The organism is Pandoraea aquatica (genome assembly GCF_902459565.1).
Lineage (GTDB): Bacteria > Pseudomonadota > Gammaproteobacteria > Burkholderiales > Burkholderiaceae > Pandoraea > Pandoraea aquatica.
Genome location: NZ_CABPSN010000007.1, coordinates 66,718 through 93,656, shown reverse-complemented (window position 1 = coordinate 93,656; position 26,939 = coordinate 66,718). Strand labels below are relative to the sequence as shown.

The following is a 26,939-nucleotide window of genomic DNA, read 5'->3' as shown; positions in this document are numbered from 1 at the left end:
TTTCACGCGGGACAGCGTGTCATCGACGCCAGCGCAGCGGCCGACGCAGCGGGTGTCGTTGCGGCCCCGTCGCCATCCACACCGGTCCCGCGCCGACCATGGCCGAAGGGGCTCCGGACATCGCAGCCGCCTCATCCGCTTCGTCCTTGTCGACGGTCTTGCTCGTGTCGATGAACAGTGCAGCGATCACGCCCGTGCCGAGCAGCACCGCCGAGATGGCGAACGGCACGTTGTAGCTGCCGCTCGTCTCGATCAGATAGCCGAACGCCACAGGCGAGATCATGCCCGCAAGACCGAAACCGGTGTTCATCATGCCGCCCGCCGTGCCTGCATACTTGCCCGCGATATCGAGCGGCAAGGTCCACAGCACCGGGTTCGTGATTTCGAGGAAGAAGAACGACGCCGAGAGCAGGAACACCGCCACCATCGGGTCGGACACCATCGTCATCGGCAACAGGAACGCCAGCGATCCGCCCATGCCGACGACCAGCACCGACACGCGGGCGAAACGCAGCCGTCCCGTCGCCTTGTAGAGCTTGTCGGACACCACACCGCCCAACGTGTCCCCGACCACCCCGGCGAGCAACGGCAACGCCGTGAACAAGGCCAATTGCTTGAGATCGAAGCCCTGCGACTCGCGCAGATATGACGGCATCCACGTCAGATAAACCCACAGCAGCCAGCCGTAGCAGAAGTCGACGAACGTCACGAGCCACATGCGTCGAATGAGCTTGCGCCACGGCGTCGATGCCCGCTTGGCGCGCTCGCAATCCCCCGGCCGGTAGCCGATTTCGGCGGCCTCCTCCGGCGTGACGCGACGATGCTGCTCGGGCGTGTTGGTGAACACCTTCATGTAGAGCGCGGTCCAGATCAGGCTCACCACACCCAGCACGATGAACGCCTCCCGCCAGCCGAACGCCACCACAATGGCAAGCACGACCGGTGGCGTGATCGCCCCACCCAGACGCGCGAAGCTATGCGTAATGCCCTGTGCAAAGCCGCGCTCGCCGACCGGCATCCAGTAGGTGAAGGCGCGCGTTGCCGTCGGGAACGCACCGCCCTCGCCGATGCCCAGCAGGAAGCGCAACGCGACGAGCGCCGCAATGCTACCCGCGAAGCCGGTAGCCAGCGTCGCAACGCCCCAGATGAGCGATAGCACCGTCAGTACGAGCTTGGGTCCGTACCGGTCCGCCAGCCATCCGCCGAAGATCTGCATCGCGGCGTACGGATAGGCGAAGGCGGAAAACACAAGTCCCAGTTGCACCGTCGTCAGCCCCATCTCCTGTCGGATGAAGGGGCCGGCGACGGCAATGTTGACGCGATCGATGTACGAGATGAAATACATCAGGCACATGACCGCAAGAATGATGTGGCGCGTTTTCACGCGACCGGTACGCTTGTCCATGTTGTCTCCTATGTATTTACGTCGCACACGTCGTGCGCGTGCGATCGTGTCCTGCACCCGGGGAGCGATGGCCCCCGTGGGCCGTTACGGTTGCAGCAGTTTGAGTCGTTGCACCTTGCCCGACGGGCCACGCGGCAACTCGGTCACGAAGCGGAACTCCTTCGGGGTCTTGTAGCGACCAAGCGTTTGCAGACAGTGTTCTCGTAGTGCCTGTACGTCGACCGTCGCGCGCTGAGCATCGCCACACTCGCCACCGGTACGCAGTACGACGAACGCGACGATTTCCTGTCCGTATGCCGGGTCGGGCACGCCGACAGCGGCCGCCTCCAGCACATCGGGATGCCGCAGCAACGCCTCGTCGATCTCGCGCGGCGCGATGTTCTCGCCGCCTTTGATGATCAGTTCCTTGGCGCGTCCGGTGATGTAGAAGTACCCGTCGCTGTCGCGATGACCGAGATCGCCGGTGCGCAGCCAGCCATCGGCGGTGAAAGCGTCGGCGGTCTCGTCCGGTCGCTTGTAGTAGCCGCGCATGATCTGCGCGCCCCGCAACACCAGTTCGCCGGTCTCGCCTGCATCGGCTTGCGAGCCGTCGCGGCGTATGACGCGCGCCTCGCCGCCCGAAGGCAGCCCGACGCTGCCGATGCGGCGCATGTGCGCATCGAACGGATTGCTGAAGACGGGCGCGGCGGTCTCCGTCATCCCCATCGTCTCGATGATGCCGATGCCGAAACGCGCTTCGAACGCCCGATGATGGTCGGCCGGCAACGCTGCCGACGCGCTGCGGCAAAAGCGCAGCCGGGCAAGCGCAGCGCGTTCCGGGGCTTCGCCTTCGAGCAGATACGCGACGATGGTCGGCACAACGTTGATCCACGAACACCGCGTGGCAGTCACGTCGCGCCAGAAGGTACTCGCGGAGAAGCGCGGGGCCATCACGACCGAGCCGCCGTGAAACAGCGGGGCCAGCAACGTCACGACCAGACCGTTGATGTGATAAAGCGGCAGCGAGGCCAGCACACGATCATCATGCGTAAGCCGATGCTCGGCGCTGATGAACGCAGCGTTCGCGAGCAGGCTCCCGTGCGTGAGCAGCACGCCCTTGGGCACCCCGGTCGTTCCGGACGTGTACATGAGCAGCGCCACGTCGGCAATATTCGACGGTGCCGACGACGCGAGTGATGACACGGCTGTCACCGAAGGGATCTCAGGCAGTGCGGTGGCTTCGGGCGACGTGCACACCAGCGCCACTGCTCGCGTCATCCCTTGTTCACGTGCGGCATCCACCGCCTGCGTCACCGCTGGCAGCATCGACTCGGAGACGAAAATCAGCCGCGTATCCGAGTGCTCGACGATGTATTGCAGCTGCACCGGCTGACAAAGCAGATTGATGGGATTGACGATCAGGCCGCTGTACATCGCGGCGAGGATCACACGGGCCGACTGCGGACCGTTACCCATGCACACGGACACGATGTCGCCCGTGCGCAGGCCAGCCGCTGCGAATCGCCGCGACAATTCCCGGCAATCGTCACGCAACGCCCGGAAGGTCAGCGGGAGGGTGTCGCCCTCGCCGCTTTCATTTCCTTCAGTCATCGCGAACAAGTACGGACGGTCGCCGAGCTTGTCCGCCTGCATCTCGATCAGTTCACGCAACGTTCGGGCATTCGTCACGAGCGATTCGTGCGCTGCGGCAAGGGCAGCAGAGAAGGGATTCATGGGCGCGTTCATCGTCCGAATCTCCCGAAATAGTCGGCGAGCAGATCGTCGGCCTCAGGCACGTCGGCGGCGATGGGATAAGCCACGCGCGTGACGTTGAGGTACTGACGGAAGCCGAGGTTGTCGGTGAAGTTGTTTCTGCCCCACGTGCCGCAGCCCATCGACAGGGAGAACGGCAGGCCGTTGTCGAAATTCCCGCCGGTCGCGAAGCAGTGCGCCTGGTTCACGATCACGCGCGCGACCGGCAACGTTTCGCCCAATTGCACGGCTTGCGCCTTGTCAGCACCATGCAGCCCGACCGAGTGGCCCGCGCCCATGTAGCGGTAGATGTTCGAGACGAGCGAGATGGCGTCGTCGAAGTCGCGGGCGCGATAGACCGTCAGCACGGGCGAGAGCTTTTCGCCTGAGAACGGGTAATCCGATCCAGTGCCCGACTCCTCGACCATCAGGAATTTGGGGTGCCGTTCCGCGACATCGTCGAGACCGGCCAGACGTGCAATCCGTTCCGCCGACTTGGCCGTGCACGCACCGGAGAGCTTGCCGTCCACCCACATGACCTGCGCGAGCGCCTGTTTCTGGTCCTCACTCAGCAAGACGCCACCGGCCGCGTGCAACGCATCGATCATTGCGTCGCAGATCTGGCTTTCGATCACGACGCTGTTCTCCGACGAACAGCTTGTCGCGTTGTCGAACGTCTTCGAACGGGCGATCTTGACGGCGGCATCCGGCAGATCGGCGCTCTGCGTGACGATCGATGCGACGTTGCCCGCGCCGACACCGAACGCCGGCGTGCCGCTCGTGTAGGCCATGCGCACGTTCGCCTGCGAGCCGGTTGCCACGATCAGATCGGCCTGACGCATGAGCGCCGCGGTTGCCGCCTTGCTGATCGGCGCCGGCAACATCTGTACGAGATCCGGTGAGAGGCCCGCCTTGACGAGCTCTGCGTGCACGAAGCGCAACAGCAACGCGCACGCGCTGTAGCCCTTGGGCGACGGCGCGACGATCACTGCATTGCCACACTTGAGCGCGTTGACGATCTTGTTCGCCGGTGTCGCTGCCGGATTGGTCGACGGTGTGATCGCAGCCACCACGCCCACGGGACGCGCGATCTCGACAATGCCCTTGATTGCATCCTCCGAAATTACGCCATGCGTCTTGCGGCCGTGCAGGTCACGCAGCAGGCCGAGCGTCTTGCGGAAGTTCTTCTGAATCTTGTCGTCGACGTTGCCCAGCCCGGTGTCGTGCACCGCCAGTTCGGCGAGCTGACGGTTACGCGCCGGTTCCATGATCGCCCACGCCGCCGCGCTCGCTGCCGTGTCCAGCGCCTGCTGTCCGGCAGCAGCGAAGCCGCGTTGCGCCGCCCGTGCGCGCGCGATCAGCTGTGCGACCTGCGCCTCGACGTCGGCATCGTTTTTCGCCTGCGGCGCTAACGTGCGGGAGTCCGACTGCGGAACGACAGCTCCGAGAGCCCGTGAATTCATGAGACGCCTCCTGATGGTTTTCGAGTGGGTTCGCGTAACCAATCTAGCCAACACACGACGCGTCGCCGGTCTCAAATTCCCGGTCAAGCCGGACACCTTCGGAGGGTGTAAAGGGTGGGTCGAAATTCGGGACCGCTAAAGTCCGCAAAATTAATCAAACCGATGCAGAATTGCGGTAACGGGCGAAAAAACGAAAGAACAACGACAAGACTTCGCCACAGGCAACATCAGATTGCCGAGGGGGGACATAGCAACACTCAGGAGACGACATGGCAGCATCGAATCAATCGAACGCCGCCGCAGTGCGTGCGTTTCGCGTGCTCGAAACCCTCGCCGACGCCGGTGGTCCGCTATCGATGATGGATCTCGTGAACGCGCTCGGACTGCCCAAGCAAACGGTGCATCGCATCCTCACGCAGTTGAAGGATGCCTGGCTGATCACCCGCAGCGACGACGACCGGCGCTACGAATGCTCGCCACGCGTGCGTGCGCTGGCCATCAATGTGTTGATGCAGACGGGCCCTGCTGCAGCGCGTCATGGTTTGCTGGAGCAACTCGTCGCGAGCATCGGCGAGACGTGCAACCTGACAATGCTCTCGGGCAACGATGTGATCTATGTGGACCGCGTGGAGACGGAGTGGCCGCTGCGCATGCATTTGCAGCCCGGCTCGCACGTCCCGCTGCACTGTTCGGCCAGCGGCAAGCTGCTGCTGAGTTTCCTGCCGAAGGAGCGTCGCGAACATCTGATCGACACACTGCCGCTGCGCCGCTTTTCCGATCAGACGTTTACCGACCGCAGCGCGTTGCGCGCCGAACTGCAACAGACACGTCGTCGCAAGATGGGCATCAACAATCAGGAGCATTTGCAGGGGCTGATCGCGATTGCCGTGCCTGTCATGCTCAATCGCAACCGCGCGTGCGCCGCAATCGCCGTGCAAGCCCCCATCGGGCGGCTGACGCTCGACGACCTGCTGGCGTTCGAGCCTGAACTGCGCGTCGCCGCCGAAGAGACGGCTCGCACCTTCAAGCACTGAGCCGCCCCTCGCTCGCCGTATTGCCCCGCCCCGCCCTGCGCGGGGCGTGTTTCACCTTCCCACTTGGCGACACCCGCGCGCACACCTGTCCATTATCTGTACAGGTGTCATGCCTGCGGACGCCCGTTCGCCCCCTCCAAAATCCCCTCAATCGTCCAGATTCTTGCGTTTCGAGACGCTGGCATCGAACTTGCTGATCCCTGTGGGCGACGACTTGAAAGTCGCGCCGCATTCCCCCTCGCACAGGTTGATTTCAACATCGTTATCACAAGGATGCCTATCGTGGACAAGATCGAACATCTCGAACGTCAGATCAAGGAACATCACGCGACGCTTGCACATCACCCGGTGTTCCACTCCATCGAATCGATGCAAGGTTTGCAGACATTCATGGAGTGGCACGTGTTTGCCGTCTGGGACTTCATGTCGCTGGTCAAGCGCCTGCAGGCCGACCTCACGACAATCACGCTGCCGTGGATCGCACCGCGCAATATTCATGCCGCCCGTCTGATCAACGAGATCGTGCTCGGCGAGGAATGCGACGAGACGCCGCAAGGCCCGATGAGCCACTTCGATCTGTACCTCGCCGCCATGCGCGACGTCGGCGCGGATACGCGCCAGATCGAGAAGCTGATCGACTTGCTGGTGAAGGGCCATAGCGTGAGCGCCGCACTCGCCGCTGTCGACGCCCCCGCGCCGGTGCTGCGCTTCGTCAACTCGACGTTTGCGACCTGCTACGAAGGCAAGACGCACCAGGTGCTCGGCAACTTCTTCTACGGCCGCGAAAACGTGATTCCCGACATGTTCCGCACGCTGCTCGACGGCTGGCAGATCGATCCGAAGAGCGTGCCGTTGCTCACCTTCTATCTGGAGCGCCACATCGAAGTGGACTCCGGCGAACACGGCCCCGCCGCGCGCGCCATGATCGTCGAGGCCGCCAACAACGACGAGCGTCTGATGGTCGAAGCGCTGGAAGCGGGCCTGCGTGCCATCGACGAGCGCCTGCGTCTTTGGGACGGCCTGCACGAGCACATCGTGGCGTCGCAGAAGGAAGCCGTCGCTGCATAAATCGTTTGTGCGATTCGTTTGCGAGCGCCGCGCATCTTTCCGCGCTTTTTCATGAGGCAGGACGGTCGGGGGACCGGAGGGGCGCGGCCGGCAGCACACGCTGTCGGCCGCACACGCCCCGCTGCATACCTCGCCGTGCGCCGCATGCGCTCCCATCCGAATCCAGAACCGCAGGTCCTCTGCCGTCCCCCATATTCCGAGGCAACGCCATGTCATTGCAGAGTTACGTCAGCCACGCTGACCAATGGGAACAACGCGCCACGATCCGTTCCCGTCCGCGCCGCATCGTCGAAGACGACGACCTGAGCTACTACCCCGTCGAGCGTCAGCCGCTGTACGCGCACCCCGCCGTGATCGACGCCGGCCGCGAGGTGCAGGACTACATCCTGCTGCAAAGCTTCTACAAGTACATCAACGACGTCATCATCTTCGAGACGGAAATCGTGAACCGCACCGCGCTGGCCATCGCCAAGTCGCGCTTTCCGTTCGAGTTTCCGTTCGCGTGCCGCAGCGACGCCATGTCCGTCGTGATCGACGAGAACTACCACGCCTACGTGGCGATGGACTACCTCGATCAGGTCGAGCGCAGCACGGGCATCGGACCGATCGAGCAAAACCGCGAGATCGAACTCTCGCGCGCCATTCCCCGCGCCATGGAATATGTGCCGCCGCAATACGCCGCCGGGATGGAACTGCTGGGTGTCGCAATCTCGGAGAACACCGTGACAGCCGAGGTTGCGGCCTTCTCGCGCGACACAACGCTCAAGCGCTCGGTCAAGGGCGTCATGGCCGACCATCTGGCCGACGAGGGCCGTCACTCGGTCTTCTGGATCAATCTGGTCAAGCTGTACTGGTCGGAGATCGACGAGACGGCGCGTATCGAACTCGGGCGAGGCCTGCCGTTCTTCCTGCGCGAGTACCTCACGAACGAGCTGCAACTCGAATTCGACCGGCGTCTCATCGGCACGCTCGATCTGCCCGCCGCCACACGCGAACAGATCGCGAACGACATGGTCGGCGCGTACCCGATCACCAACCAGCACCCGATGATCGTCAACATCCGAAAGTTCTTGAAGATGGCGGGGCTGCTCGAACACGAACCCACTCGCGCGGCCATCGCGCAATACCTGTGAGGAACGAGTCATGAGAGCGATTTCCTTCGCCATCGCGGGCAACAACCGCCTCGGCGCACGTCTGTTCGCAGCACTTCACGACATGGGGCACGAGGTGGTGCCGCTGTCGTACAGCAGCGGCCCGCTCACGGAGATGGCGGCGCAACTGGGCGCGAGCGTGCCTACGCCGGACAGTGGACCGCAGCGCGTCGAATGGCGTATCGACTGCGGCGACGCCGCACCGGAAACCGCCTGTGCCGCCACGCACATCATGACGTTTCGCGCCAGCGCTCCGACACTTCCGCCGGTCACGTCCACGCTGGCCTGGCAGTGGCACGGACCGCGTGGCGACGTCGACGTCGCCACCACGGCCTGCGCGTTCGACAGCCAGCGCTGCGGTGCCGACATGGTCGCGCAGATCGATGCCGAAGCCGAAGCCATGCTCGTCGACATCGTCAGCCAGCTCGGTCGCGACGTCCTTACCACCGATGCGTTGGCGTCGCGCCCAGTGGCCGAAGCCGCGCCGGGGAGCGTGGTGCTCGACCTGCATCGTCTGTCCGGTTGGCATGCGACTAACGAGACGGGCCGCGAGATCGTGCTGGAGCCGTCGCTGCCCGAGATGATCTCGCGTCGCGCGCTCGAGACCCCGTCGGCCATCGCGCTGCGCGACGCCAACGGCGACGTCAACTACCGCACCTTTGTGGCGGCCTCGATGAAGCTCGCGCTGGACATCGCCGCGATGCTGCCCGTGCAATCGCCCGACGACCGCACGCCGCAGGTCGTCGCGGTGCGGTTGCCCAAGTCGCGACTGCTGTACGCCGCGATTCTCGGGGCCATCGGCGCGGGCGCCGCCTACGCGCCGCTCGACCCGTCGTTTCCTGCCGAACGCGTGCGCCAGATCGTCGAACAGAGCCGCGCGACGTGCCTGATCACGGACGACGACTTCGACGCGAGCGCGCTCGACGGACTGAACATCAGAATCATTCGTCTGCGCTCACTCAATGTCGCGGACGTGAACATCGGCGTGACGGCGTGGCCCGTCTCGCGCCTGCCCGACCGTGCGAGCCGTTGCGCGATCACGATCTTCACCTCGGGTTCGACGGGCGTGCCCAAGGGCGTGATGCTCACGCACCGCAACATCGTGCACTTCTGCCACTCGTATCGCGACTACATCGGGCTGGACGCCAGTTCGCGCGCCTTGCAATTCTGCACGGTGGCGTTCGACGTCTCGCTGCTCGACATCTTCCCGACGTTCCTCGCCGGTGCCATGCTGGTGATCCCGACCGAAGCCCAGCGACACGCGCTCGACGACCTGAGCGCGCTCATCGAGCGCGAAGCCGTCACGCACGCCTTCCTGCCGCCCGCGCTGCTCGGTGTGATGCCGGACGCACAATGGCCTGCGCTGCGCCATCTGCTCACCGGCGGTGACGTTTGCTTCCCCGAGACGATTGCCCGCTGGAGCCAGGGCCGCGAGTTCCACAACATCTTCGGGCCGGCGGAATGCACGGTCTTCGTCACCGTCGCGCGACTGAAGGCGGGCGACAGCAACCGCATGATCGGACGGCCGCTCGCGAACGTGCGCTGCTATGTCCTCACGGAGACCGGCGAACCGGCGCTGACGGGTGAAGCGGGCGAACTGTGCGTCGCCGGTGCCGGTGTGGCGGATGGCTATCTGCATCGTCCCGACCTGACCGAGCGCAGCTTCGTGCCCAACCCGTTCGCCGATCCGGACGGCCAGTGGCCGTCGGCCCACGACGAACTGCTGTATCGCACGGGTGACATCGTGCAATGGGATGAGCACGGCGCACTGCACTTCGTCGGACGCCGCGACGCCCAGGTCAAGATTCGTGGCTTCCGCGTAGAACTGGGCGAGATCGAATCGGCCGCCCTCGCCACCGGCCAGTTCGGTCAGTGTGCGTGCGTGGTCGACGACCGCAAGCGCATCCGCGGCTTCGTTGCTCGCCCGCTGGCGGCATCCGTGACCGGCGATACGCTGCGCGACCTGCTCGTTGCGCGTCTGCCGGACTACATGGTGCCTTACGAGATCGTCGTGCTCGACGCCCTGCCGGCCACCAACAACGGCAAGATCGACCGCAACGCGCTGGGCCGCATTCCGGCGCAGCGCGCGCGCACAGAAGATGACACCGAGCAGGCACCGCTCACCGAGACGGAAACGAATCTGCGCGCGCTGTGGGCACGGCTGCTCGATCTGGAACCCTTCGAGATCGGCCGCGACGATTCGTTCTTCAACCTCGGTGGCCACTCGCTGCTGGTCTCGCGGCTCATGCTCGCGGTCAAGAAGGAGTTCGGCGGCAACGCACCGCTCGCCCGCTTCATGGAACGTCCGACCATCGGTGCGCTGGCCTCGTTGCTCTCCAACGACGACGTCAACAAGGGCGAACGCATTCCGCAGCGTGTCTTCGACGATATGGTGCTGCCCGACGACATTCGTCCGGTCGACGGTCTGCGTCCCATTGCGGACGGTGCGCGCGCGATTCTGCTTACCGGCGCGAATGGCTTCCTCGGCACGTTTATCGCAGCGGAGCTGATCGCACAGACGTCCGCCACGATTCATTGCATGGTGCGCGCAGCGAGTCAGAAGGAAGGCGAGGCACGTCTTGCACAGGCATTGCAGGCCAACGGGCTGGGTACGCTCGCGGGACATCCGCGTCTGAAAGTCGTGCTCGGCGATCTGGCCAAACCGCGACTCGGCGTGTCACCCGACACGTGGCGAACGCTCGCGCACGACATCGACGCGATCTATCACAACGGCGCGCACGTCAATCACGTCTACGACTATCCGTATCTGTACGACGCGAACGTCGGCGCGACGCTCGAACTGTTGCGCCTCGCCTGCGAGTTCCGCAACAAGTCGATGCACTTCGTCTCGACGTTGTCTGCCGCGAGCGCGGTGAACGCCGACGGTCACGTGCTCGAGGAAGGCCCCGCCCGCAACGCGCCCGCCTTCGTGAACAACGGCTACAACGTGACGAAGTGGGTCGCCGAGCATCTGGTGTGGGAGGCTGCCGAGCGCGGTGTCGACGCGACGATTCTGCGTCCGGGCAACATCACCGGGGTGTCAAGCACGGGGCTGTGCCAGCCGACGCGCAACCGGATCCTGCTGCTCGTCAAAGGCTCGCTGCAACTGGGTGCGGCTCCTGCCGGAGATACGGACTTCGACTTCACGCCGGTCGACTTCCTGGCCCGCGCCATGGTCCGCTGCACGACCGACCCGCAGCGCGAATTGCGCGTCTTCCATCTCCAGAACCCACAACCGCTCACGTGGGAAGACTATCTCGGCGCACTCGCCCGATGCGGCTATTCGCTCGCGCTCGAAGAGCCGGCGGACTGGCGCAATCGCCTGACGTCCATCGACGAGACCAACGCGTTGTTCGATGTGGTCGCGTTCTATCTCGACGACAGTCAGGAAGACATCGGCGACATGGCGCGCATTGCGCACCGGCAGTCGGCGCAAGCGCTTGCACGTCTGGGGCTGGCCTATCCGCGCAAGGACGACGCCTTGCTCATGCATCACTTCGGCTATCTGATCGAAAGCGGTTTCCTGCCCGAGCCTGGCGGCGGCAGTACCCGGCGCACCGAACCTAAAGTGGGTAAGTCCGCTAAGTCCGATAGGGCCGGTAAGTCCGACGAGAAGGAGACGGCTTCCGTCGCCTGATCCGCGCGTGTTGTCTCTCAGTCCCTTGTTGCACCTTTTTTCGCGCAGTCCATTTTCTTCATCGAGGAGTTCATCATGCTGCAAAAAGTCCGCACCGAACTGCAACCCGACACGCTGATCCACAACCTCACGACGACTGTGCACGCCGGGGTGGCCGACCTGAATGCGTCCGCACGCGATGTATGGAACATCGTCGGCCGCTTCGACGGCTACAACCGCTTCGTGACCGGTCTCGAATACATCCAGATGACCGGCACCGCGACTGGCCCGCGCTCGCTGCGTCACAAGCACTTCACGGGGGGCGACCTCGTCGTCGAACAACTCAACACGCGCGACGACGACGCCATGACCATGAGCTGGACGCTGATCTACACGACGTTCGACATCGGCAACATGTGGGCGTCGATGGAAGTCGTGCCGCGTGGCGACAAGGCATGTACGGCGACGTATCGCATCGTCGGCGAAGCGCGCTCGGGCAATCCGAAGGATCAGCCGGCGTTCGACGCTTTCGCCGTCGCTTTCCTGAAGATGGCGATGGACAACCTGCGCAAGATGTTCAACGAGTAAAGCGCGGAGTGCCCGACATCGATGTCATCGACGTCATCGATGGAATTGCGCCCTCACGGCTCGTGTCGTGAGGGCGTCCCACTTCTTCGTTGCGGACCGCACAATGGACAGACATCTCCCGCCCGCCGGTCGCTGGCAACTCGCGGCGCGCGCGCAACGCATGCAGCCGTCGGCGCTGCGTGAACTGCTCAAGGTCGCCGAGCGGCCAGACATCATCTCGTTCGCGGGCGGCCTGCCCTCGCCCTACGCGTTGCCGGTCGAAAGGCTTCAGGCGTCGGTCGACCGGATCTTGCGGCGCGACGCCATCGGGGCGCTGCAATACGGACCGTCCGAGGGCTATCTGCCGCTACGCGAGGCCATTGCCGCGCGGCTGACCCGGCAGGGCGCGGCGGTCAGTCCGTCTGAAGTACTCATCACGACCGGTTCGCAGCAGGCGCTCGATCTCGTCGCACGCGTGCTCGTCGATCCCGGCTCGCGCGTGCTGATCGAGACGCCAACGTATCTCGGCGCAGTGCAGGCGCTCGCGCAATACGAGCCCGTGTTCGAAGAGGTGGCGACGGACGCGGCGGGCCTGTTGCCCGAACGGCTGAACGACACATCGATGCGCAATGCCCGTCTGCTCTACACGCAACCGAACTTCCAGAACCCCACGGGACGCACGCTCCCCCTCGACCGGCGCATGGCGCTGGCGTCGCAGGCCATCCGTCACGGCTTGCCGATCGTGGAGGACGATCCTTACGGTGAACTCGTCTACACCGGCGTGACCCTGCCGTCGCTCCTGTCGATGGCACCCGGCAATGTCGTGCATCTCGGCTCGTTCTCGAAAGTCATTGCACCTGGGCTACGCGTGGGATACGTCGTCGCACCGGAAGCACTCATGATCAAGCTGTTGCAGGCGAAGCAGGCAAGCGACCTGCACACGACCGGCATCACGCAGCGGCTCGCGCACGCCCTGCTCACCGACGGCGAATACGACACCCACCTCGAAGCCATTCGTCTGCGGTATCGGGCGCAATGTGCACTTATGCTCAAGTGCCTCTCCGAGCATATGCCGGAGGGCGTGAGCTGGACGCGCCCCGCAGGCGGCATGTTTCTGTGGGTGACGCTGCCGCCCGGCATCGACAGCGCGAGTCTGTTCGACGACGCGTTGGCGCGTGGCGTGGCGTTCGTTCCAGGCGCATCGTTCCATGCCGTCTCACCGAAGGCGAACACGATGCGGCTGACGTTTACCACGGCCACGCCATCGCAAATCGAAACCGGGATTGCGCGACTGGCTCAGGCCATCGAGGCACGGCTTCGCAAGTCCGAAACCTGCCTCACGGTCTCCTAGGTTCCGCTACAACGCAACCCGCACCGGCACTTCAGGCACAGGCCTGAAGTGCCGCATCCGATGGCTCGAACAGTCCGATGTTCTGCGCCGTCTGTACAAAACGCTGTACGCACGGATTGCTGCTGGTCGCGCTCCATACCAATGCCACGTCGATATGCGGCGCGTGCAGCAGCGGCACGAACTGCACGTTCTCGGCGCGCGTGCTGCGCATCGAGCTGTGCACCAGCGCGACCCCGAGGCGCTGCCCGACCAGATTGACGATCGTCTGCTGGAAATTCGTCTCCAGTCGAACACGCGGTGAAAAGCCCGCTTGACGACAGTGGTCCGTGATGGTGTTGTGGATGAACGGCGACGCTTCACGCGGCGAGATGATGAAGGCGTCGTCGCGCAGTTCGGCCACCGAAATGGCGGAGCGCGCCGCGAGTCGATGACTGGCGGGAAGCGCCGCCACCAGCGGTTCGCGGAAGATGGTCTCCGTGCATAGCTCGTCGGATGCATCGGAGGTATACATGATGCCCACGTCCACTTTGCCGCAGCGAAGTTCAGCGGCAAGGTCGGTCGGGATCGACTCTTTGAGCTTGACCTCGATACGCGGAAATGCCGCAGCAAATGCCCGCGTCAGTACGGGAAGTACGCTGCATGCCACGGCGAACATGAAGCCCGCACACAGCATGCCCGAGTCGCCGACTTCGGCTGCGCGTGCGTGAGAGCGCGCCTGATCGAGCGTGGCGAGCACGGAACGTGCATCGCGATAGAAACGCTGTCCTGCCGCAGTGAGCGCCACGCTGCGCTGTGTGCGTTGAAACAACACGACCCCCAACTCCTCTTCGAGCATCGCGATCTGGCGCGACAACGGTGGTTGCGAGATGTGCAGCAGATTCGCTGCACGCCCGAAGTGGAGTGTTTCAGCCAGTACTACGAAATAGCGAAGTTGCCTCAGTTCCATGGAGCCTTCCCCCCTTAAAAGAACATCGGTTTCTATTCATAGCGAACCGGTATCAGTCATCACATCATATGGTATTGGAGACCGCTCGCGAATCGAACTATGCTTGGTCTTGCTTTATGGAGCACCCCCCACGGCATTCGCCATGATGCGATACCGCGCCGCCAAACGCAGCGCCCGCCAATTCCAATAAAGTCAATGAGAGACGCTATGTACGCCCACGATCCGCTGGACCGTTCAAACGCAAACTTTCAGTACGCCTCCCGGCCAACGCTTGACCGGCTCTGCGGCAGCGATCCCTCCATGCTGGCCACCCTCGCGCGCGCCAGACTGCTCATCGATCGCCAGCTTCCCATTCTGATTCTCGGAGAAACCGGTACCGGCAAGGAGTACCTCTCACGCGCCCTGCATGACTACAGCGCTCGCCGTCAGGCGAGCATGGTGTCGGTCAACTGCGGCTCGATTCCGGAAAACCTTATCGAAAGCGAATTGTTCGGATACCAACGCGGCGCTTTCTCCGGTGCCCTCAACACCGGCATGAAGGGCAAGGTCGTGCAGGCCGACGGCGGCACGTTGTTCCTCGACGAAATCGGCGATATGCCTTTCGCGCAGCAGACACGTTTGCTGCGCGTACTCTCCGAGCGGGAAGTCACGCCCATCGGCGCCTCTGCGCCGGTTCCCGTCGATCTGCAACTCATTTGTGCGACGCACCAGAATCTCGAAGCGCGTGTGCAGACCGGTGCGTTTCGCGAAGACCTCTATTACCGTGTGGCCGTCGGCATCGTGCATCTGCCGCCGCTACGCCTGCGTCAGGACCGCAGTTGGCTGCTCGACGCGATGATCGTCGCCGAGTCTCACGGCAAAGCCAGTTTCGAATCGCTCGATCGCGAGACGCGCGAGCTTCTGCTGTCCTACGCCTGGCCGGGCAATCTTCGGCAAATGCGTGCGGCCGTTCAGTACGCTTGTGCAGTCAGGAGCGGCGACACGATCCGTGTGTCCGACCTGCCTGCAAATCTGCTGCAAAGTGCGATGTCTCCTGCGATTGCGCCGGCGATGGCACCGGCAACCGCCTCGCCGGGCGCATGCGTGGCATCCGGGTCCGCAGGCAACATCCAGATCGCACCGCTCGCGTCGCTGTCGGCCATCGCCAACGGGGAGCGCGAAATCATTATTCGAGTGCTGTCGTCGCGACGCTGGAATATCTCCGCCGCCTCACGCGAACTCGGCATCTGCCGCACGTCGCTCTATCGCAAGCTTCGTGAACTGCATATTCCTCACGTGCGCGATATGGGCAGCGACGTGCTGCTCGGACCGGACCGCTGATATCGAGGCCAGAAACGAACGGTCGGACGACGGGGCTTCACGCACTTGGCCCCCTCGTCTCCTTCTTCCGTTCTCCGCCGTTCGCTTCGGTCCTCTTCAAATCCCCTTTAACCGCTACGCCGGATCCGCCAGCAACGCCATCATGGCCGTCGGCTTGTAGCGGTTCCCGGAGGTTGCGTTCGCGCCGAAATGCGCTTCGAGCACGCGCACCATGCCCGGCTCGAGATGCACACTCGCCGCCGCAAGGTTCTCTTCAAGACGGTTGATACGGCGCGTGCCCGGAATCGGCACGATGTCGTCACTGCGCGAGAGCAGCCACGCCAGCGCCAGTTGCGCGGGCGTCACGCCGATTTGTGCCGCATAGCCCGCGAGCGTCTGCGCCAGCTTTACGTTGGCGTCGAAATTCTCGCCTTGCAGACGCGGGTCCGACGTGCGGCGCGAGTCGCCTTCCGGAAAATCTTCGGCGCGTCTGGCCGTGCCCGTCAGAAAGCCACGCCCGAGCGGTCCGAACGGCACGAGTCCGATGCCCAGCTCGCGCAGACACGGCAGAATCGACGCTTCGATATCGCGATGCCAGAGCGAGTATTCGCTTTGCAATGCACTGACCGGATGCACGGCATGCGCGCGACGGATCGTGCGTTCGCTGGCTTCCGAAAGCCCGAAGTAACGCACCTTGCCCGACTTGACGAGTTCGCCGACAGCACCGGCCACGTCTTCGATCGGCACATTGGGATCGACGCGGTGCTGATAGAGCAGATCGATGTAGTCCGTGCCGAGTCGCGACAGACTGGCGTCGACCACTTCCCGGATATGCTCGGGTCGGCTGTCGGCCCCCGTGACCGCGCCGTTTTCGAAGCGAAATCCGAACTTCGTCGCAATGATCGCCTTGTCTCGGCGGCCCTTGAGCACGCGACCGAGAAGACGCTCGTTCTCGAACGGACCATACACTTCCGCCGTATCGAAGAAGTTGCAGCCGAGCGCTATCGCCCGTTCCAGCACGCGAACCGATTCAGCCTCGTCGGAAGGCCCATAGGCGTAGTGCATGCCCATGCAACCCAGCCCAATGGCGGGGACTTCCAGCCCCTGTTTCCCCAACCGGCGTGTTGGCAGCATTGTCGAACTCCTGTGAAGTGGTCGTAGGTCCGGCGTCTGTCATTCGACACCGGCGCGTCGTCTTCACCATGCAAGTTTCGATCCATTGTTTCGTCTGCGGCGTCGGCATTTCATTCGAATCGCCGTGTTGAACGACAGCCCCCTCGCGCAACCCGCATGTCTGCTCGGAACACAACCGACGATCATGCCTATAGCGACGAGCGCTATGGTGGTTGGAACGCGTGTTCGGCATCGATTACCCGCGCAAACATCTGTCTGACGCTGCGACACCTGTCGCAGCCTGCTACAGGTGTCCGCGCACATGATGCAACGCCGCAAGCGCCCGTCCATGGGTGAAACGCATTTCGGTCGATATGGCATCCAAATTGCTTGGAGTCCGTCATTTGTCTTCGCCGCTCACAGGCGCACGACACACGATGAACAACGACAAGAACGCCGTGCAAGCCGGCACGGGGCTGGCGCTTTACGGGGCATCAGGGGATGTATTGGCGCGCTTCAGGGGATGGGCGGCGCATCTGAGTCCGGACGAGCGCAGGCGCGCCGATGCGTTTTCCCGACCGGCCGATCGGGAGGATTATGTGGCGGCGCACATTCTGGCGCGGGTCGCGGCGGCGCGCATCACTGGAAGTCCGGACACGCCCGGCCCTGCTGCGCGCACGTATGTGCTCGTGCAGCGCTGCGAGCAATGTGGCGGCGCGCATGGCCGTCCGCGTCTGCCCGCACACCCGGGCTTGCATGTGAGTCTGAGCCACACCCGGGGCGCGGTCGCTGCGGCATGCGCCATCTCGCCTGTCGGCATCGACGTCGAACACTGGGACGAAGCGCTCGCCCCGGACGCCGAACTGCCCGGCCTGAACGAGCGCGAGCGCAGGCGGCTCGGCGCGTTTGCCAGCGTCGCCTGCACGCATCATGCGCCGTCGCCGCGTGCGCTGGCGTGGTTGCGCCTCTGGACGCGCAAGGAGAGTCTGATCAAAGTCGGGGGCACGACGCTCGACGAGATGAGCGGCATCGATTTGTCGAGCCTGCCGATGAGCGAAGCACCGCTGCGTGCCTGGCAACGTCGCGTAGCGCACGGCGTGTGGGCGATGACCGACTGGCTGGACCCGGCGCTGCGCGTGACGGGCACCGTCTCCAGCGCGGGAGGTGTGAGCGTCGAGCGTATCGACGCGGAACGTTGATGACGTCGATGTCGTCAATACCCCGGTATTCGGCTGTTGCGCGGATACATCGCAGCCCCAACGTTTAACACCTTACAAATTCTTGCGAGCGCGTTTTCGCAGAGGCATAATCCATTCGACAAAAGGCACTCGCGCCGAAAAATGCCGGTTATCAGGCATCGGCGTCGCCTTGAAAGAATCCGCGCAGATCAGAGGCAACAACACGCATTGCCGCGCGAATACAAAACATAAGAAGAACCCGGGGTTTGTCATGCTGCATTCACTCGAAGTGCCATTCGTGCCGCAAACGCATCGCGTTTGCCACGCTCACCACCGTCCTGGCTCCGACATCTCTCGTCACCCGCCGCCTCGCCCAATCGCGCACTAACGATTAGCCAACGCGTTTGCTGCGCGCTGTCTGTGCGCCCGCCGCGCCTATAGCGCAAAGCGTATCCCGATTTTCTTGTCGCACGATGCCACCCCATACGGGTCGGCATTGTTCACGCGCGCGCGATATCGCGAGCGCGTGCCTTACTTTCCATCGAGGAGGTTGTCTTGGCATTTCCGCGCATCTTTACGCAAACCGCATTGATCGGTCTGGTCCTGACGATGACGGGCTGCGCGTCGTTCCGTAATACCGATCCGTACCCGAAGACGCAGGCATCGGCCAGTGTCGTCGTCGATCACGAAACCACGCCCGGCATGAGCGAACTGCCGACCGGAACGTATAGCGTGCCGAAGACACGTCTGGTCGTCTCCGGCCACCAGGCTGGCACGACGGCCTCGATGGCATTCGGCCTTGTCGGCGTGCTCGTCGGTCACGTGATCAATAGTGAACGCGGCAAGAGCGCCGTGGGCGATGCCAGCGCACTCGAATCCTACGATCTCGCCTCGGAAACCGAGCGCCTGCTTCGCGAGGGGATGACGAACGGCGGTTCGCTGAAGATGGCCAAGGCGGACGATACGGTCAACAGCGGTGCACGCATGACCGTTGTGCCTTACGGTGTGTTGAGCTTCATCGACGACACGCGGGTGCGTCCGTACATCGTGCTGCGCACGACCCTTCGCGACGATGCGGGCAAGGAAGTCTGGAGCACGCGCTATGTCGCGGCGGCAGCCGACGTCCATCCGCTCGCAGGCGAAGACGGATGGCTACGCGACGGCGCAGCGCCGCTTAAACAAGCTATTGGCGCGACCCTCAAGCGCGGCGTCGACGTGATGCTGCTCGACGTCGCAGGTCGCAATCAGCGTGAGACCAAACGTCAGATCTATGTCGGTGGCAACTATGCGTTCCTTAAGCAACCGATCAAACTGCGCGGCACCGTCGTGGAAGACGAACCCGAGTACATCGCCTTCGCACCGAAGATCGGCGACGTGATGACCTTCTCCGGCGTCAACATCTTCGAGCGCAACAGCGTCGAAATCTCGGCCGCGACGGAGCAGGACCCGAACTTCCAGGTCTTTGAGCCGAAGAAAACGGAAACCGCTTCGGTTGCGGCACCGGCAGCGCCCACGGCCGCCGTGGCACCTGCTACACAGGAGGTTGCCGCAGCGCCCGTAGTGACCAACGCCGCAACGCCTGCAGTCACCAAGTAACTCACGAAGCAACACGCGTCCGACACATAAAAATAAGCCACCCGAGGGTGGCTTATTTCATAACAACGGCAATGACGTGATGGATGTTCAGGCCACGGCGGCTTCGTTCTGCTCGGCGTCGATTTCATCTTCGACCGAACTGAGCATCAGGTGTTCGAACGCCCCGAGCGAGGCCTTCGCCCCTTCGCCGACAGCGATCACGATCTGCTTGAACGGCACGGTCGTCACGTCGCCTGCGGCGAACACGCCTGGCACCGAGGTCGCGCCCTTGGCATCGACTTCGATCTCGCCATGACGCGAGAGCGCCACCGTGCCCTTGAGCCATTCGGTGTTCGGCACCAGACCGATCTGGACGAACACACCTTCGAGCGCAATCGTCGAACGCTCACCCGTGGCACGGTCGAGGTACGTCAGGCCGTTCACCTTCTGACCGTCGCCGACGATCTCGGTCGTTTGCGCATTCATCAGCACGCGCACGTTCGGCAGGCTGCGCAGCTTGCGCTGGAGCACCTCATCGGCGCGCAGTTGGGTGCCGTATTCGATCAGCGTGACTTCCTTGACGATGCCCGCCAGATCAATGGCTGCTTCTACGCCCGAGTTGCCGCCGCCCACGACCGCAACGCGCTTGCCCTTGAAGAGCGGGCCGTCGCAGTGCGGGCAGTAGGCCACGCCGCGATTGCGATACTCGCGCTCGCCCGGCGCGCCGATTTCGCGCCAGCGTGCACCGGTGGCCAGCACCACGGCACGGGCCTTGAGCACTGCCCCGCTGGCCAGATGCACTTCGTGAATCTTGCCCGGAATCAGCGCTTCGGCACGTTGCGTGTCGATCACGTCGACGTCGTACGTCTTCACGTGCTGTTCGAGCGCCGTCGCAAACTTCGGCCCTTCGGTGTGCGTGACGGAGACGAAGTTCTCGATGGCCATCGTGTCGAGCACCTGGCCGCCGAAACGCTCGGCGACGACGCCCGTCGCAATCCCCTTGCGAGCGGCGTAAATCGCGGCCGCCGCGCCTGCCGGACCACCGCCCACGATCAGCATGTCGTAGACCGGCTTGTTCTCCAGCGCCTTCGCTGCACGCGCCGTGGCCCCCGTGTCGAGCTTCGCCAGCAGTTCCTTCACGCTGGTGCGGCCTTGCGTGAACGATTCGCCGTTGAGGAACACCGTCGGCACCGCCATCACCTGACGCGCTTCGACTTCGTTCTGGAACAGTGCGCCGTCAATGGTGACTTGCTGGATGCGCGGGTTGATCAGCGCCATTACGTTCAGCGCCTGCACGACTTCCGGGCAGTTCTGGCACGACAGCGAAATGTACGTCTCGAAGCGGAAGTCGCCGTCGAGTGCGCGCACCTGCTCGATGGTGTCGTCGTCGAGCTTGAGCGGGTGACCGCCGACTTGCAGCAGTGCCAGCACCAGCGACGTGAACTCGTGGCCCATCGGCAACCCGGCAAAGCGAATACGCGGTGCCTCACCCGGCGTGCCGATCGCGAACGACGGACGACGCTCGTCGGCATCGGTGCGTGCCACGACCGCGATCTTGTCCGACAGCGGGGCGATCTCTTCGACCAGCGCCTTCATTTCTGCGGACTTGGGGCTATCGTCGAGCCACACGGCGATTTCGATGGGGCGCGTGACTTTCTGGAGATACGTTTGCAACTGGGCTTTGAGGTTCGCGTCCAACATGGCTGTTTTTCCGTCTCGATAGGGTGAGCGAGGTCCACCGCGTCGGCCGGGGGCTGGCGCAGGTAAGCGTCGGGAATTCGGGGTTGGGTGCCGGCGCAGCGGGCTTTAGGGGGGACCCGCGCGCCGGCAGGAGACGCCGCTGCGTGACACGAGCGGCGCTTGCTGCGGTACTACCGGTAAAGCTCTGGGTGGTGCTTAGATCTTGCCGATCAGGTCGAGCGACGGGCTCAGCGTTTCAGCGCCCGGCGTCCACTTGGCGGGGCAGACTTCGCCCGGATGTGCGGCGATGTACTGAGCGGCCTGCACCTTGCGCAGCAGTTCCTTGGCGTCGCGGCCAATGCCGTTGTCGTGGATTTCGCACAGCTTGATCTCGCCTTCCGGGTTGATCACGAACGTGCCACGCAGCGCCAGACCTTCTTCTTCGATCAGCACGTCGAAGTTGCGCGAGATCGCCAGCGTCGGGTCGGCGACCATCGGGTACTGGATCTTCTGGATCGTGTCCGACGTGTCGTGCCAGGCCTTGTGCGTGAAGTGGGTGTCGGTCGACACGCTGTAGATCTCAACGCCCAGCTTCTTGAATTCTTCGTAATGGTCGGCCAGATCGCCAAGCTCGGTCGGGCACACGAAGGTGAAGTCGGCCGGGTAGAACACCACCACCGACCACTTGCCCTTCAGGGTTTCGTCGGTCACGGTGATGAAGTCGCCATTTTGGTAGGCGTTGGCTTTGAACGGCTTGATCTGGGTGTTGATGATCGGCATGTCGTAGTCTCTTGGACGGGGTGGAAAGTGTTGCCAGTATGCCGAACGCTATCGATTAATAGAAATTGATTATTGAAATCTATGTGATTAAGCCAGGCTATCGAGACCGATAGCCTGGCTGCTATGACGACCGTCTCCGTCCGGACGGCCAGTGGATTCGGGCCCGATCAGCGGTTCGAGCCCTTCGGGTAGCGCACGGCACGTACCTTGCCGCTGGCAGCGCCGCCGCAGTAGAACGTGCCGCGACCGTCGTACTCCAGTCCGCTCACGACCAGACCGTCGGGCATCTGCACACGCGTCAAGACTTCACCGCTGACGGGATCGATCTGGCGCAGTTCGCTCTCGTCGTTCTCCCACGTGCCGTGCCATAGTTCGTCGTTCGCCCAGGTCACGCCGGTCACGAAGCGGTCGGACTCGATGGTGCGCAGCACGCGGCCATCGGTCGGGTCGACTTGCAGAATGCGACGGTCGCGATACTGCCCGACCCACAGGCTGCCTTCGGCCCACGTCAAACCGGAGTTGCTACCGCGATCTGCCGGTGCGGGAATCGAATGCACCACGCGCCCGGTCGACGGCTCGATCTTGTCGATGCGCGACTCAGCGATCTGGTACAGATGCTTGCCGTCGAAAGCGGTGCCGGCATCGCTCGGTGCATCGACGGTACGACGGACCTCGCCGTTCGCAGGATCGAAGGCGACGAGCGTCTCGCCTGTCGCCGCCCATACCTGCTGTCCGTCAAAGGTCACGCCGTGGATGCGTTCGATGCCCGGGAAGGGACCGTATTCGCTAATGATGTCGGCTGCGCTCACGGCGGCCGTGCGGAAGTTTCGTTGCGGTGTGCTCGTCATGTCAGGCTCCGGTTGTTACGCCGCGTTCGGCGTGCAAGTCCACTCTAGCCAAACGACCATCCAGCAGGGAGTAACAAAACTGTCGTGAATTCGGTGAGCGGCGGGGCCATCCAGCGCCGAGCCCGCGCGAGACCTACGGCTCGCACGCGCCCTTGCGCTTCGAGTTCGCCGAGTGCGCGCTGGACAGAGCGCTGGCTCGCGCTCAATGCGAGGGCGAGCGCCGACGTCGACCACGCTGCACCGTCTGCCAGCAAGGCGACGAGCGAGGCGCGCTCACCGTCGATGGGCGGCAGCAGGACGGTGACCGAAGGTGTCGCGACGGCAGGGTCGGCGGCTGTCGTGGTTCGCTCGTTCGTCTGAGTGCGCGGGCCAACGTGGAAGGGGGCGAAGGGATCAAGGGGGCGTAGGGCAAAGCCGCGTGGCGTCGCATCGATCTCGGCGATGCCTTTGAGCACAGTGCGCAAGCGGCCTATTTCGACGCGAAGCCGTGCACGATGCGTCTCGTCGGGACGACGCAGCCGAAACGCTTCGGCAATCAGCGTCTGCCTGTCGATGTCCTCGGGCCACGCGCGCGCCAGATGCAGCACTAGCGTGAACAACACCGGTCGTCTAGCCAGCGGACGCCACACGTTCCCTCTGCCGATGCCGCGACGACAAGCATCGACCACCAGGGTGTCCGAGTGCAGAAGGGCTGCGGCCTCCGCCAGCGACAACATCTGCTCACCATCGCGATGCCATCGTCTCGCCGCCGGACGCTCCATCGTCTGCCGAAGACTCACGACTTCGGCGCTGAGCGCCGGGACGTCTGCCGCAGCTGCGGCGGTCTGCGCGCAGTCGAGTGCGGCTTGAGCATCGGCAACGCGTAGGGTACGTAAGGCAAGTTCCGCGGTCGTCAGCGCATGGACCGCCGTCAATCGCGCGGGGACCTGAGGCAACGGCGCGTCTTGCAGGGCAAGTGCTGCCGCATCGAGTTTGCCCAGCAGCAACAGACGCCGCGCGACGATCAGCCGCGCAAGCATGGCGTTGGGGAAATCGGCGCGCTCGGCAAGCAGCGACGCGGCGGCGTGTAGCGCCCGGTGAGTGCCGCCGAGGTCCCGCATGGCGAGCGCAACTTCGGCATCCGCGACGACACACCGTGCGCGTGCGACTGCCTCATGCGTGCCGAAACCGCGCGCGGCACGCTTGAGCAGATCCCGGGCGCGAGCGAAATCCCCAAGCTGCGCCATCGCGATGCCGCGCAGCGCAAGCGCCGGTGGATCATCGCGAAGCGCCACGCGACGCAGTGCGCCGAGCGGATCGCCCGACGCCAGCGCGCGGGCCGAAGCGGCAATAAGGGAGTCCATCGCGGGATATTACCGCGCGCGACCGTGAGGCCCAGGGTCGAACCCCGTCGAACGTCATGACGAAGAATACGAAGTCGACGGCGCGGTAACCGTTAAAATTGGGGTTTTCGTCCGGAACACGTCCATGTCTTTTGACTCGCTGGGTCTGATCGATCCGTTGCTGCGGAATCTGCAGGATCTCAACTACCAGACACCGACACCGGTGCAAGCGAAGGCGATTCCGGTTGTCCTTGCGGGCAAGGACGTCATGGCGGCCGCGCAGACCGGCACGGGCAAGACGGCAGGCTTCGCGCTGCCGCTGTTGCAGCGACTCGTGCAACTCGGACCGCAAGTGTCCAGCAACCGGGCACGCGTGCTGGTGCTGGTGCCGACGCGCGAACTGGCGGAACAAGTGCTGCAAAGCTTCGTCGAGTACGGTAAGGGGCTTGGCTTGCGATTTCTCGCGGCTTACGGCGGCGTGAGTATCAATCCGCAAATGATGAAGTTGCGCAAGGGCGTGGATGTGCTCGTGGCGACCCCGGGCCGTCTGCTGGACCTGAATCGCCAGAACGCCGTGCAGTTCGATCAGGTGCAGACACTGGTGCTCGACGAAGCCGACCGCATGCTGGATCTCGGCTTCGCACGCGAACTCAACGCGGTATTCGCGGCTCTGCCCGCCCAGCGTCAGACGCTACTGTTCTCCGCGACATTCACCGACGACATTCGCGCGATGGCCGCGACCATTCTGCGCGAGCCGGTCGATATCAGCGTGAGCCCGCGCAATGCCACGGCCAGCAAGATCAAGCAATGGGTGATCCCGGTGGACAAGCGCAACAAGCCGGATCTCTTCATGCATCTTGTCGCCCAAAACGACTGGAAGCATGCGCTGGTGTTCGTCAAAACACGCAACGGCGTGGACTATCTGGCGGGCGTTCTGGACGAAGCAGGCTATGCGGTCGACACCATCCACGGCGATAAGCCGCAGCCCGCGCGATTGCGTGCGCTGGAGCGCTTCAAGTCGGGAGAGGTGCAGATGCTGGTGGCCACCGACGTCGCCGCGCGCGGACTGGACATCGACGACCTGCCGCTCGTGATCAACGTCGACTTACCGATCGTGGCGCAAGACTATGTGCACCGCATCGGCCGCACCGGCCGCGCTGGGGCGAGCGGTGTAGCCGTATCGCTCGTGTGTGCCGATGAAGCACCGCAGTTGGCCGCTATCGAAGCGCTAATCCAGCAAACCCTGCGCCGTGAAGAAGAACCCGGATTCGAGGCAGAACATCGTGTGCCCGAGACCAGCGCGACGGGGCAGGTCATCAAGAAGCCGAAAAAACCGAAGAAACCGAAGGTGCTGCAGACCGGCGTGGGCGCACAGCCCGCATCCGGCAAGAAGCCGAACCCACAACACGGCGAGAAGCCACGCAAACCTGGGACACCGCGCCCGACGTCGACGGGCAACACCCCGAAGCCCGCAAGCGGCAACCCATTCAGCGGACAAAAGGCGCGCAGCAAGCCTGCGAAAGACTCCGTCGCGAATTTGCTTAAGCCCGCCGGTAAACCGGCAAATGGTCGCGGCAAACGTTGATAACACTCCGCTGGTCTGTCGGTGCCTCCACGTCAGCCGTGTTTGACGTAACGTGCGCGTGATCGATCTGACGGATGACTTTGGTTAACACTTCAAATGCCGCGTCCGGGGCCGCTTGCGAAGGTACTGTCTTATCGGTGTTCCGGTGCGCGATCCAGTCGCGATACCTTTTGATCTGCTTCACGCGCCCGACGAGATCCACATCCAAATCTGGTTTAAATAGGTCCAGAATCTCGTCGAATCGCCAGTACTCGACCGCTGACTTGAACTTCGCGGCGAGGTTGCGGGAATATCCCAGGGGATGCCCCGAAGCCAGCCGCTCATTGGCCATTTGCAACCGCTCGATGACGTATCGCTCAAACGTAGCGAAAAGAGCGAAAACTGCGAGGTCATCTGCCTGTTGTGTTGCGACCTCCAAGGCTGTCCCCACGTCCTCACGCGCGGCACTCAACAGCCCTGTCCATGGCCTGAGTGCATCACTATTTTCACCAGCGATGCGCTCTACAGCAAAAAGACCTTCACGCGACAGCAGATATGCTTTGTAGACAGCTTCCAATGGGTTATTGAAGGTCATAGCCGGAAACGTCTGCAAGCAAATCAATGAACAGTGCTTCATCGACGAGCACCGCACGACGCACTCTCGACTCGATCCAATACCATCCTTCCTCTTCTACTCTTCGTGTGACCCGCGCTCTGAGCGCACGTCCATGTTGGTCAGTCACGATCGTCGCCGACTTGAAACCCGGGTCGTACTCGCCATAGAACACAAGATGATGGAAATTGACCGCTCCAATTAGGGTCACGAGTCCGTCGCCTGCGATGACGTCCGACGCCTTCGGAATGAGTTTTCCCAGCAGAGTGCCGTCTCTTGAGATGCGCAAGGAGGGGACTTCATACTCTCCTTCTCGTTCCTCGTTCAGCGAATGCGGTCGGACTTCAACCTCAAGCCAACGGCGTTGGCACCACTGAGTCGCATCGCGAAACAAGGCGTCGACGCGCTCGAGATATTGTTTAAGGAGAGGGGATTGTGTGGGTTGAAGTTCGCTCATCTCATGACTCATTGAACTCGGCAAGGATCGCGAGGCGTAGTCCGCGTGCTACGCCATCACCGAGCGGTTGAAGAAGTCATGAGCCTACGTGACGCACTAACGTGTGCGACGCAGGCATTTGCTCTGGGAAATTTGAACTGAAGCGTCTCCGCCCTGAAACTACGGCGTGCGGCACGCA

21 protein-coding genes are annotated in these 26,939 nt (G+C 63.4%); 10 read left to right on the top strand and 11 right to left on the bottom strand.

The annotated features are described in order from the left end of the window. Window positions 1–19: 19 nt before the first annotated feature. From PAQ31011_RS20635 to sauS, 3 genes are all read right to left on the bottom strand, one after another. Window positions 20–1,405 (bottom strand): MFS transporter, encoded by a 1,386-nt coding sequence (locus PAQ31011_RS20635; protein WP_150577592.1) that lies wholly within the window; start codon window positions 1,403–1,405, stop codon window positions 20–22. A gap of 84 nt (window positions 1,406–1,489) precedes the next feature. Next, a complete protein-coding gene (locus PAQ31011_RS20630; protein ID WP_246179701.1) occupies window positions 1,490–3,118 on the bottom strand; it encodes an AMP-binding protein in 1,629 nt (542 codons plus the stop codon). A gap of 8 nt (window positions 3,119–3,126) precedes the next feature. After that, window positions 3,127–4,599: an acylating sulfoacetaldehyde dehydrogenase gene (gene sauS, locus PAQ31011_RS20625; protein ID WP_150577590.1), complete on the bottom strand. Its 1,473-nt coding sequence runs from the start codon at window positions 4,597–4,599 to the stop codon at window positions 3,127–3,129. 269 nt (window positions 4,600–4,868) lie between these two features. Here sauS and PAQ31011_RS20620 point away from each other — a divergent pair, with 269 nt between their 5' ends. The 6 genes from PAQ31011_RS20620 to PAQ31011_RS20595 all read left to right on the top strand — a co-directional run bounded on the left by PAQ31011_RS20620 (window position 4,869) and on the right by PAQ31011_RS20595 (window position 13,386). Then, window positions 4,869–5,633 carry an IclR family transcriptional regulator gene (locus tag PAQ31011_RS20620; RefSeq protein ID WP_150577589.1) on the top strand — a complete coding sequence of 255 codons (765 nt, stop codon included), beginning with the start codon at window positions 4,869–4,871 and terminating at the stop codon, window positions 5,631–5,633. A gap of 282 nt (window positions 5,634–5,915) precedes the next feature. Further along, the gene (locus PAQ31011_RS20615; RefSeq protein ID WP_039403981.1) at window positions 5,916–6,701 is read left to right on the top strand and encodes a DUF3050 domain-containing protein; all 786 of its coding nucleotides are present in this window, start codon (window positions 5,916–5,918) and stop codon (window positions 6,699–6,701) included. Between the two features lie 209 nt (window positions 6,702–6,910). Further along, window positions 6,911–7,834 (top strand): diiron oxygenase, encoded by a 924-nt coding sequence (locus PAQ31011_RS20610; protein ID WP_039400399.1) that lies wholly within the window; start codon window positions 6,911–6,913, stop codon window positions 7,832–7,834. A 10-nt stretch (window positions 7,835–7,844) separates the two neighbouring features. Then, a complete protein-coding gene (locus tag PAQ31011_RS20605; protein WP_150577588.1) occupies window positions 7,845–11,489 on the top strand; it encodes an amino acid adenylation domain-containing protein in 3,645 nt (1,214 codons plus the stop codon). Window positions 11,490–11,564: 75 nt separating this feature from the next. Further along, window positions 11,565–12,056, top strand: a complete 492-nt coding sequence (locus tag PAQ31011_RS20600) for an SRPBCC family protein (RefSeq protein ID WP_150577587.1) — start codon at window positions 11,565–11,567, stop codon at window positions 12,054–12,056. 103 nt (window positions 12,057–12,159) lie between these two features. Further along, the gene (locus tag PAQ31011_RS20595) at window positions 12,160–13,386 is read left to right on the top strand and encodes an aminotransferase-like domain-containing protein (protein WP_150577586.1); all 1,227 of its coding nucleotides are present in this window, start codon (window positions 12,160–12,162) and stop codon (window positions 13,384–13,386) included. Between the two features lie 31 nt (window positions 13,387–13,417). On the opposite strand, the gene PAQ31011_RS20590 is transcribed toward PAQ31011_RS20595, so the two are convergent. After that, the gene (locus PAQ31011_RS20590) at window positions 13,418–14,332 is read right to left on the bottom strand and encodes a LysR family transcriptional regulator (RefSeq protein ID WP_150577585.1); all 915 of its coding nucleotides are present in this window, start codon (window positions 14,330–14,332) and stop codon (window positions 13,418–13,420) included. Between the two features lie 300 nt (window positions 14,333–14,632). Between PAQ31011_RS20590 and PAQ31011_RS20585 the strand changes: the two genes are divergently transcribed. Continuing rightward, complete coding sequence (locus PAQ31011_RS20585; protein WP_246179700.1) at window positions 14,633–15,652, top strand: sigma-54-dependent Fis family transcriptional regulator; 1,020 nt, start codon at window positions 14,633–14,635, stop codon at window positions 15,650–15,652. A gap of 114 nt (window positions 15,653–15,766) precedes the next feature. Here PAQ31011_RS20585 and PAQ31011_RS20580 read toward each other — a convergent pair whose 3' ends face one another. Next, window positions 15,767–16,765 carry an aldo/keto reductase gene (locus PAQ31011_RS20580; RefSeq protein WP_150577583.1) on the bottom strand — a complete coding sequence of 333 codons (999 nt, stop codon included), beginning with the start codon at window positions 16,763–16,765 and terminating at the stop codon, window positions 15,767–15,769. A gap of 416 nt (window positions 16,766–17,181) precedes the next feature. Here PAQ31011_RS20580 and PAQ31011_RS20575 point away from each other — a divergent pair, with 416 nt between their 5' ends. Beyond that, the gene (locus tag PAQ31011_RS20575) at window positions 17,182–17,943 is read left to right on the top strand and encodes a 4'-phosphopantetheinyl transferase family protein (protein ID WP_174990216.1); all 762 of its coding nucleotides are present in this window, start codon (window positions 17,182–17,184) and stop codon (window positions 17,941–17,943) included. Between the two features lie 534 nt (window positions 17,944–18,477). Then, the gene (locus tag PAQ31011_RS20570; RefSeq protein WP_150577581.1) at window positions 18,478–19,518 is read left to right on the top strand and encodes a hypothetical protein; all 1,041 of its coding nucleotides are present in this window, start codon (window positions 18,478–18,480) and stop codon (window positions 19,516–19,518) included. 87 nt (window positions 19,519–19,605) lie between these two features. Here the strand turns inward: PAQ31011_RS20570 and ahpF are convergent, their stop codons facing one another. The 4 genes from ahpF to PAQ31011_RS20550 form a co-directional block, all read right to left on the bottom strand. After that, entirely contained in the window at window positions 19,606–21,198 is a 1,593-nt protein-coding gene (gene ahpF, locus PAQ31011_RS20565; RefSeq protein ID WP_150577580.1) for an alkyl hydroperoxide reductase subunit F, read from the bottom strand. Between the two features lie 195 nt (window positions 21,199–21,393). Beyond that, entirely contained in the window at window positions 21,394–21,957 is a 564-nt protein-coding gene (gene ahpC, locus PAQ31011_RS20560) for an alkyl hydroperoxide reductase subunit C (RefSeq protein ID WP_039372199.1), read from the bottom strand. Between the two features lie 167 nt (window positions 21,958–22,124). Next, a complete protein-coding gene (locus tag PAQ31011_RS20555; protein ID WP_150577579.1) occupies window positions 22,125–22,805 on the bottom strand; it encodes a Vgb family protein in 681 nt (226 codons plus the stop codon). 44 nt (window positions 22,806–22,849) lie between these two features. After that, complete coding sequence (locus PAQ31011_RS20550) at window positions 22,850–24,148, bottom strand: helix-turn-helix domain-containing protein (protein ID WP_150577578.1); 1,299 nt, start codon at window positions 24,146–24,148, stop codon at window positions 22,850–22,852. Between the two features lie 124 nt (window positions 24,149–24,272). Here PAQ31011_RS20550 and PAQ31011_RS20545 point away from each other — a divergent pair, with 124 nt between their 5' ends. Then, window positions 24,273–25,712 (top strand): DEAD/DEAH box helicase, encoded by a 1,440-nt coding sequence (locus tag PAQ31011_RS20545; protein ID WP_150577577.1) that lies wholly within the window; start codon window positions 24,273–24,275, stop codon window positions 25,710–25,712. Here PAQ31011_RS20545 and PAQ31011_RS20540 read toward each other — a convergent pair. Together PAQ31011_RS20540 and PAQ31011_RS20535 are read right to left on the bottom strand one after the other, a co-directional pair. Further along, window positions 25,669–26,286: a hypothetical protein gene (locus PAQ31011_RS20540; RefSeq protein WP_150577576.1), complete on the bottom strand. Its 618-nt coding sequence runs from the start codon at window positions 26,284–26,286 to the stop codon at window positions 25,669–25,671. The two genes, PAQ31011_RS20545 and PAQ31011_RS20540, sit on opposite strands and share 44 nt — an antisense overlap. Further along, window positions 26,273–26,761, bottom strand: coding sequence for a hypothetical protein (locus tag PAQ31011_RS20535; protein ID WP_150577575.1), 489 nt, complete (start codon window positions 26,759–26,761; stop codon window positions 26,273–26,275). The genes PAQ31011_RS20540 and PAQ31011_RS20535 overlap by 14 nt, the downstream gene beginning before the upstream one ends. Window positions 26,762–26,939: the final 178 nt, after the last annotated feature.

What these genes read in the sequence shown, in the direction of transcription:
- PAQ31011_RS20635 (WP_150577592.1), bottom strand. Translation starts at nt 1,405, where the DNA reads ATGGACAAGCGTACCGGTCGCGTGAAAACGCGCCACATCATTCTTGCG.
- PAQ31011_RS20630 (WP_246179701.1), bottom strand. Translation starts at nt 3,118, where the DNA reads ATGAATCCCTTCTCTGCTGCCCTTGCCGCAGCGCACGAATCGCTCGTG.
- sauS (WP_150577590.1), bottom strand. Translation starts at nt 4,599, where the DNA reads ATGAATTCACGGGCTCTCGGAGCTGTCGTTCCGCAGTCGGACTCCCGC.
- PAQ31011_RS20620 (WP_150577589.1), top strand. Translation starts at nt 4,869, where the DNA reads ATGGCAGCATCGAATCAATCGAACGCCGCCGCAGTGCGTGCGTTTCGC.
- PAQ31011_RS20610 (WP_039400399.1), top strand. Translation starts at nt 6,911, where the DNA reads ATGTCATTGCAGAGTTACGTCAGCCACGCTGACCAATGGGAACAACGC.
- PAQ31011_RS20605 (WP_150577588.1), top strand. Translation starts at nt 7,845, where the DNA reads ATGAGAGCGATTTCCTTCGCCATCGCGGGCAACAACCGCCTCGGCGCA.
- PAQ31011_RS20600 (WP_150577587.1), top strand. Translation starts at nt 11,565, where the DNA reads ATGCTGCAAAAAGTCCGCACCGAACTGCAACCCGACACGCTGATCCAC.
- PAQ31011_RS20595 (WP_150577586.1), top strand. Translation starts at nt 12,160, where the DNA reads ATGGACAGACATCTCCCGCCCGCCGGTCGCTGGCAACTCGCGGCGCGC.
- PAQ31011_RS20590 (WP_150577585.1), bottom strand. Translation starts at nt 14,332, where the DNA reads ATGGAACTGAGGCAACTTCGCTATTTCGTAGTACTGGCTGAAACACTC.
- PAQ31011_RS20585 (WP_246179700.1), top strand. Translation starts at nt 14,633, where the DNA reads ATGCTGGCCACCCTCGCGCGCGCCAGACTGCTCATCGATCGCCAGCTT.
- PAQ31011_RS20580 (WP_150577583.1), bottom strand. Translation starts at nt 16,765, where the DNA reads ATGCTGCCAACACGCCGGTTGGGGAAACAGGGGCTGGAAGTCCCCGCC.
- PAQ31011_RS20575 (WP_174990216.1), top strand. Translation starts at nt 17,182, where the DNA reads ATGAACAACGACAAGAACGCCGTGCAAGCCGGCACGGGGCTGGCGCTT.
- ahpF (WP_150577580.1), bottom strand. Translation starts at nt 21,198, where the DNA reads ATGTTGGACGCGAACCTCAAAGCCCAGTTGCAAACGTATCTCCAGAAA.
- ahpC (WP_039372199.1), bottom strand. Translation starts at nt 21,957, where the DNA reads ATGCCGATCATCAACACCCAGATCAAGCCGTTCAAAGCCAACGCCTAC.
- PAQ31011_RS20555 (WP_150577579.1), bottom strand. Translation starts at nt 22,805, where the DNA reads ATGACGAGCACACCGCAACGAAACTTCCGCACGGCCGCCGTGAGCGCA.
- PAQ31011_RS20550 (WP_150577578.1), bottom strand. Translation starts at nt 24,148, where the DNA reads ATGGACTCCCTTATTGCCGCTTCGGCCCGCGCGCTGGCGTCGGGCGAT.
- PAQ31011_RS20545 (WP_150577577.1), top strand. Translation starts at nt 24,273, where the DNA reads ATGTCTTTTGACTCGCTGGGTCTGATCGATCCGTTGCTGCGGAATCTG.
- PAQ31011_RS20540 (WP_150577576.1), bottom strand. Translation starts at nt 26,286, where the DNA reads ATGACCTTCAATAACCCATTGGAAGCTGTCTACAAAGCATATCTGCTG.
- PAQ31011_RS20535 (WP_150577575.1), bottom strand. Translation starts at nt 26,761, where the DNA reads ATGAGCGAACTTCAACCCACACAATCCCCTCTCCTTAAACAATATCTC.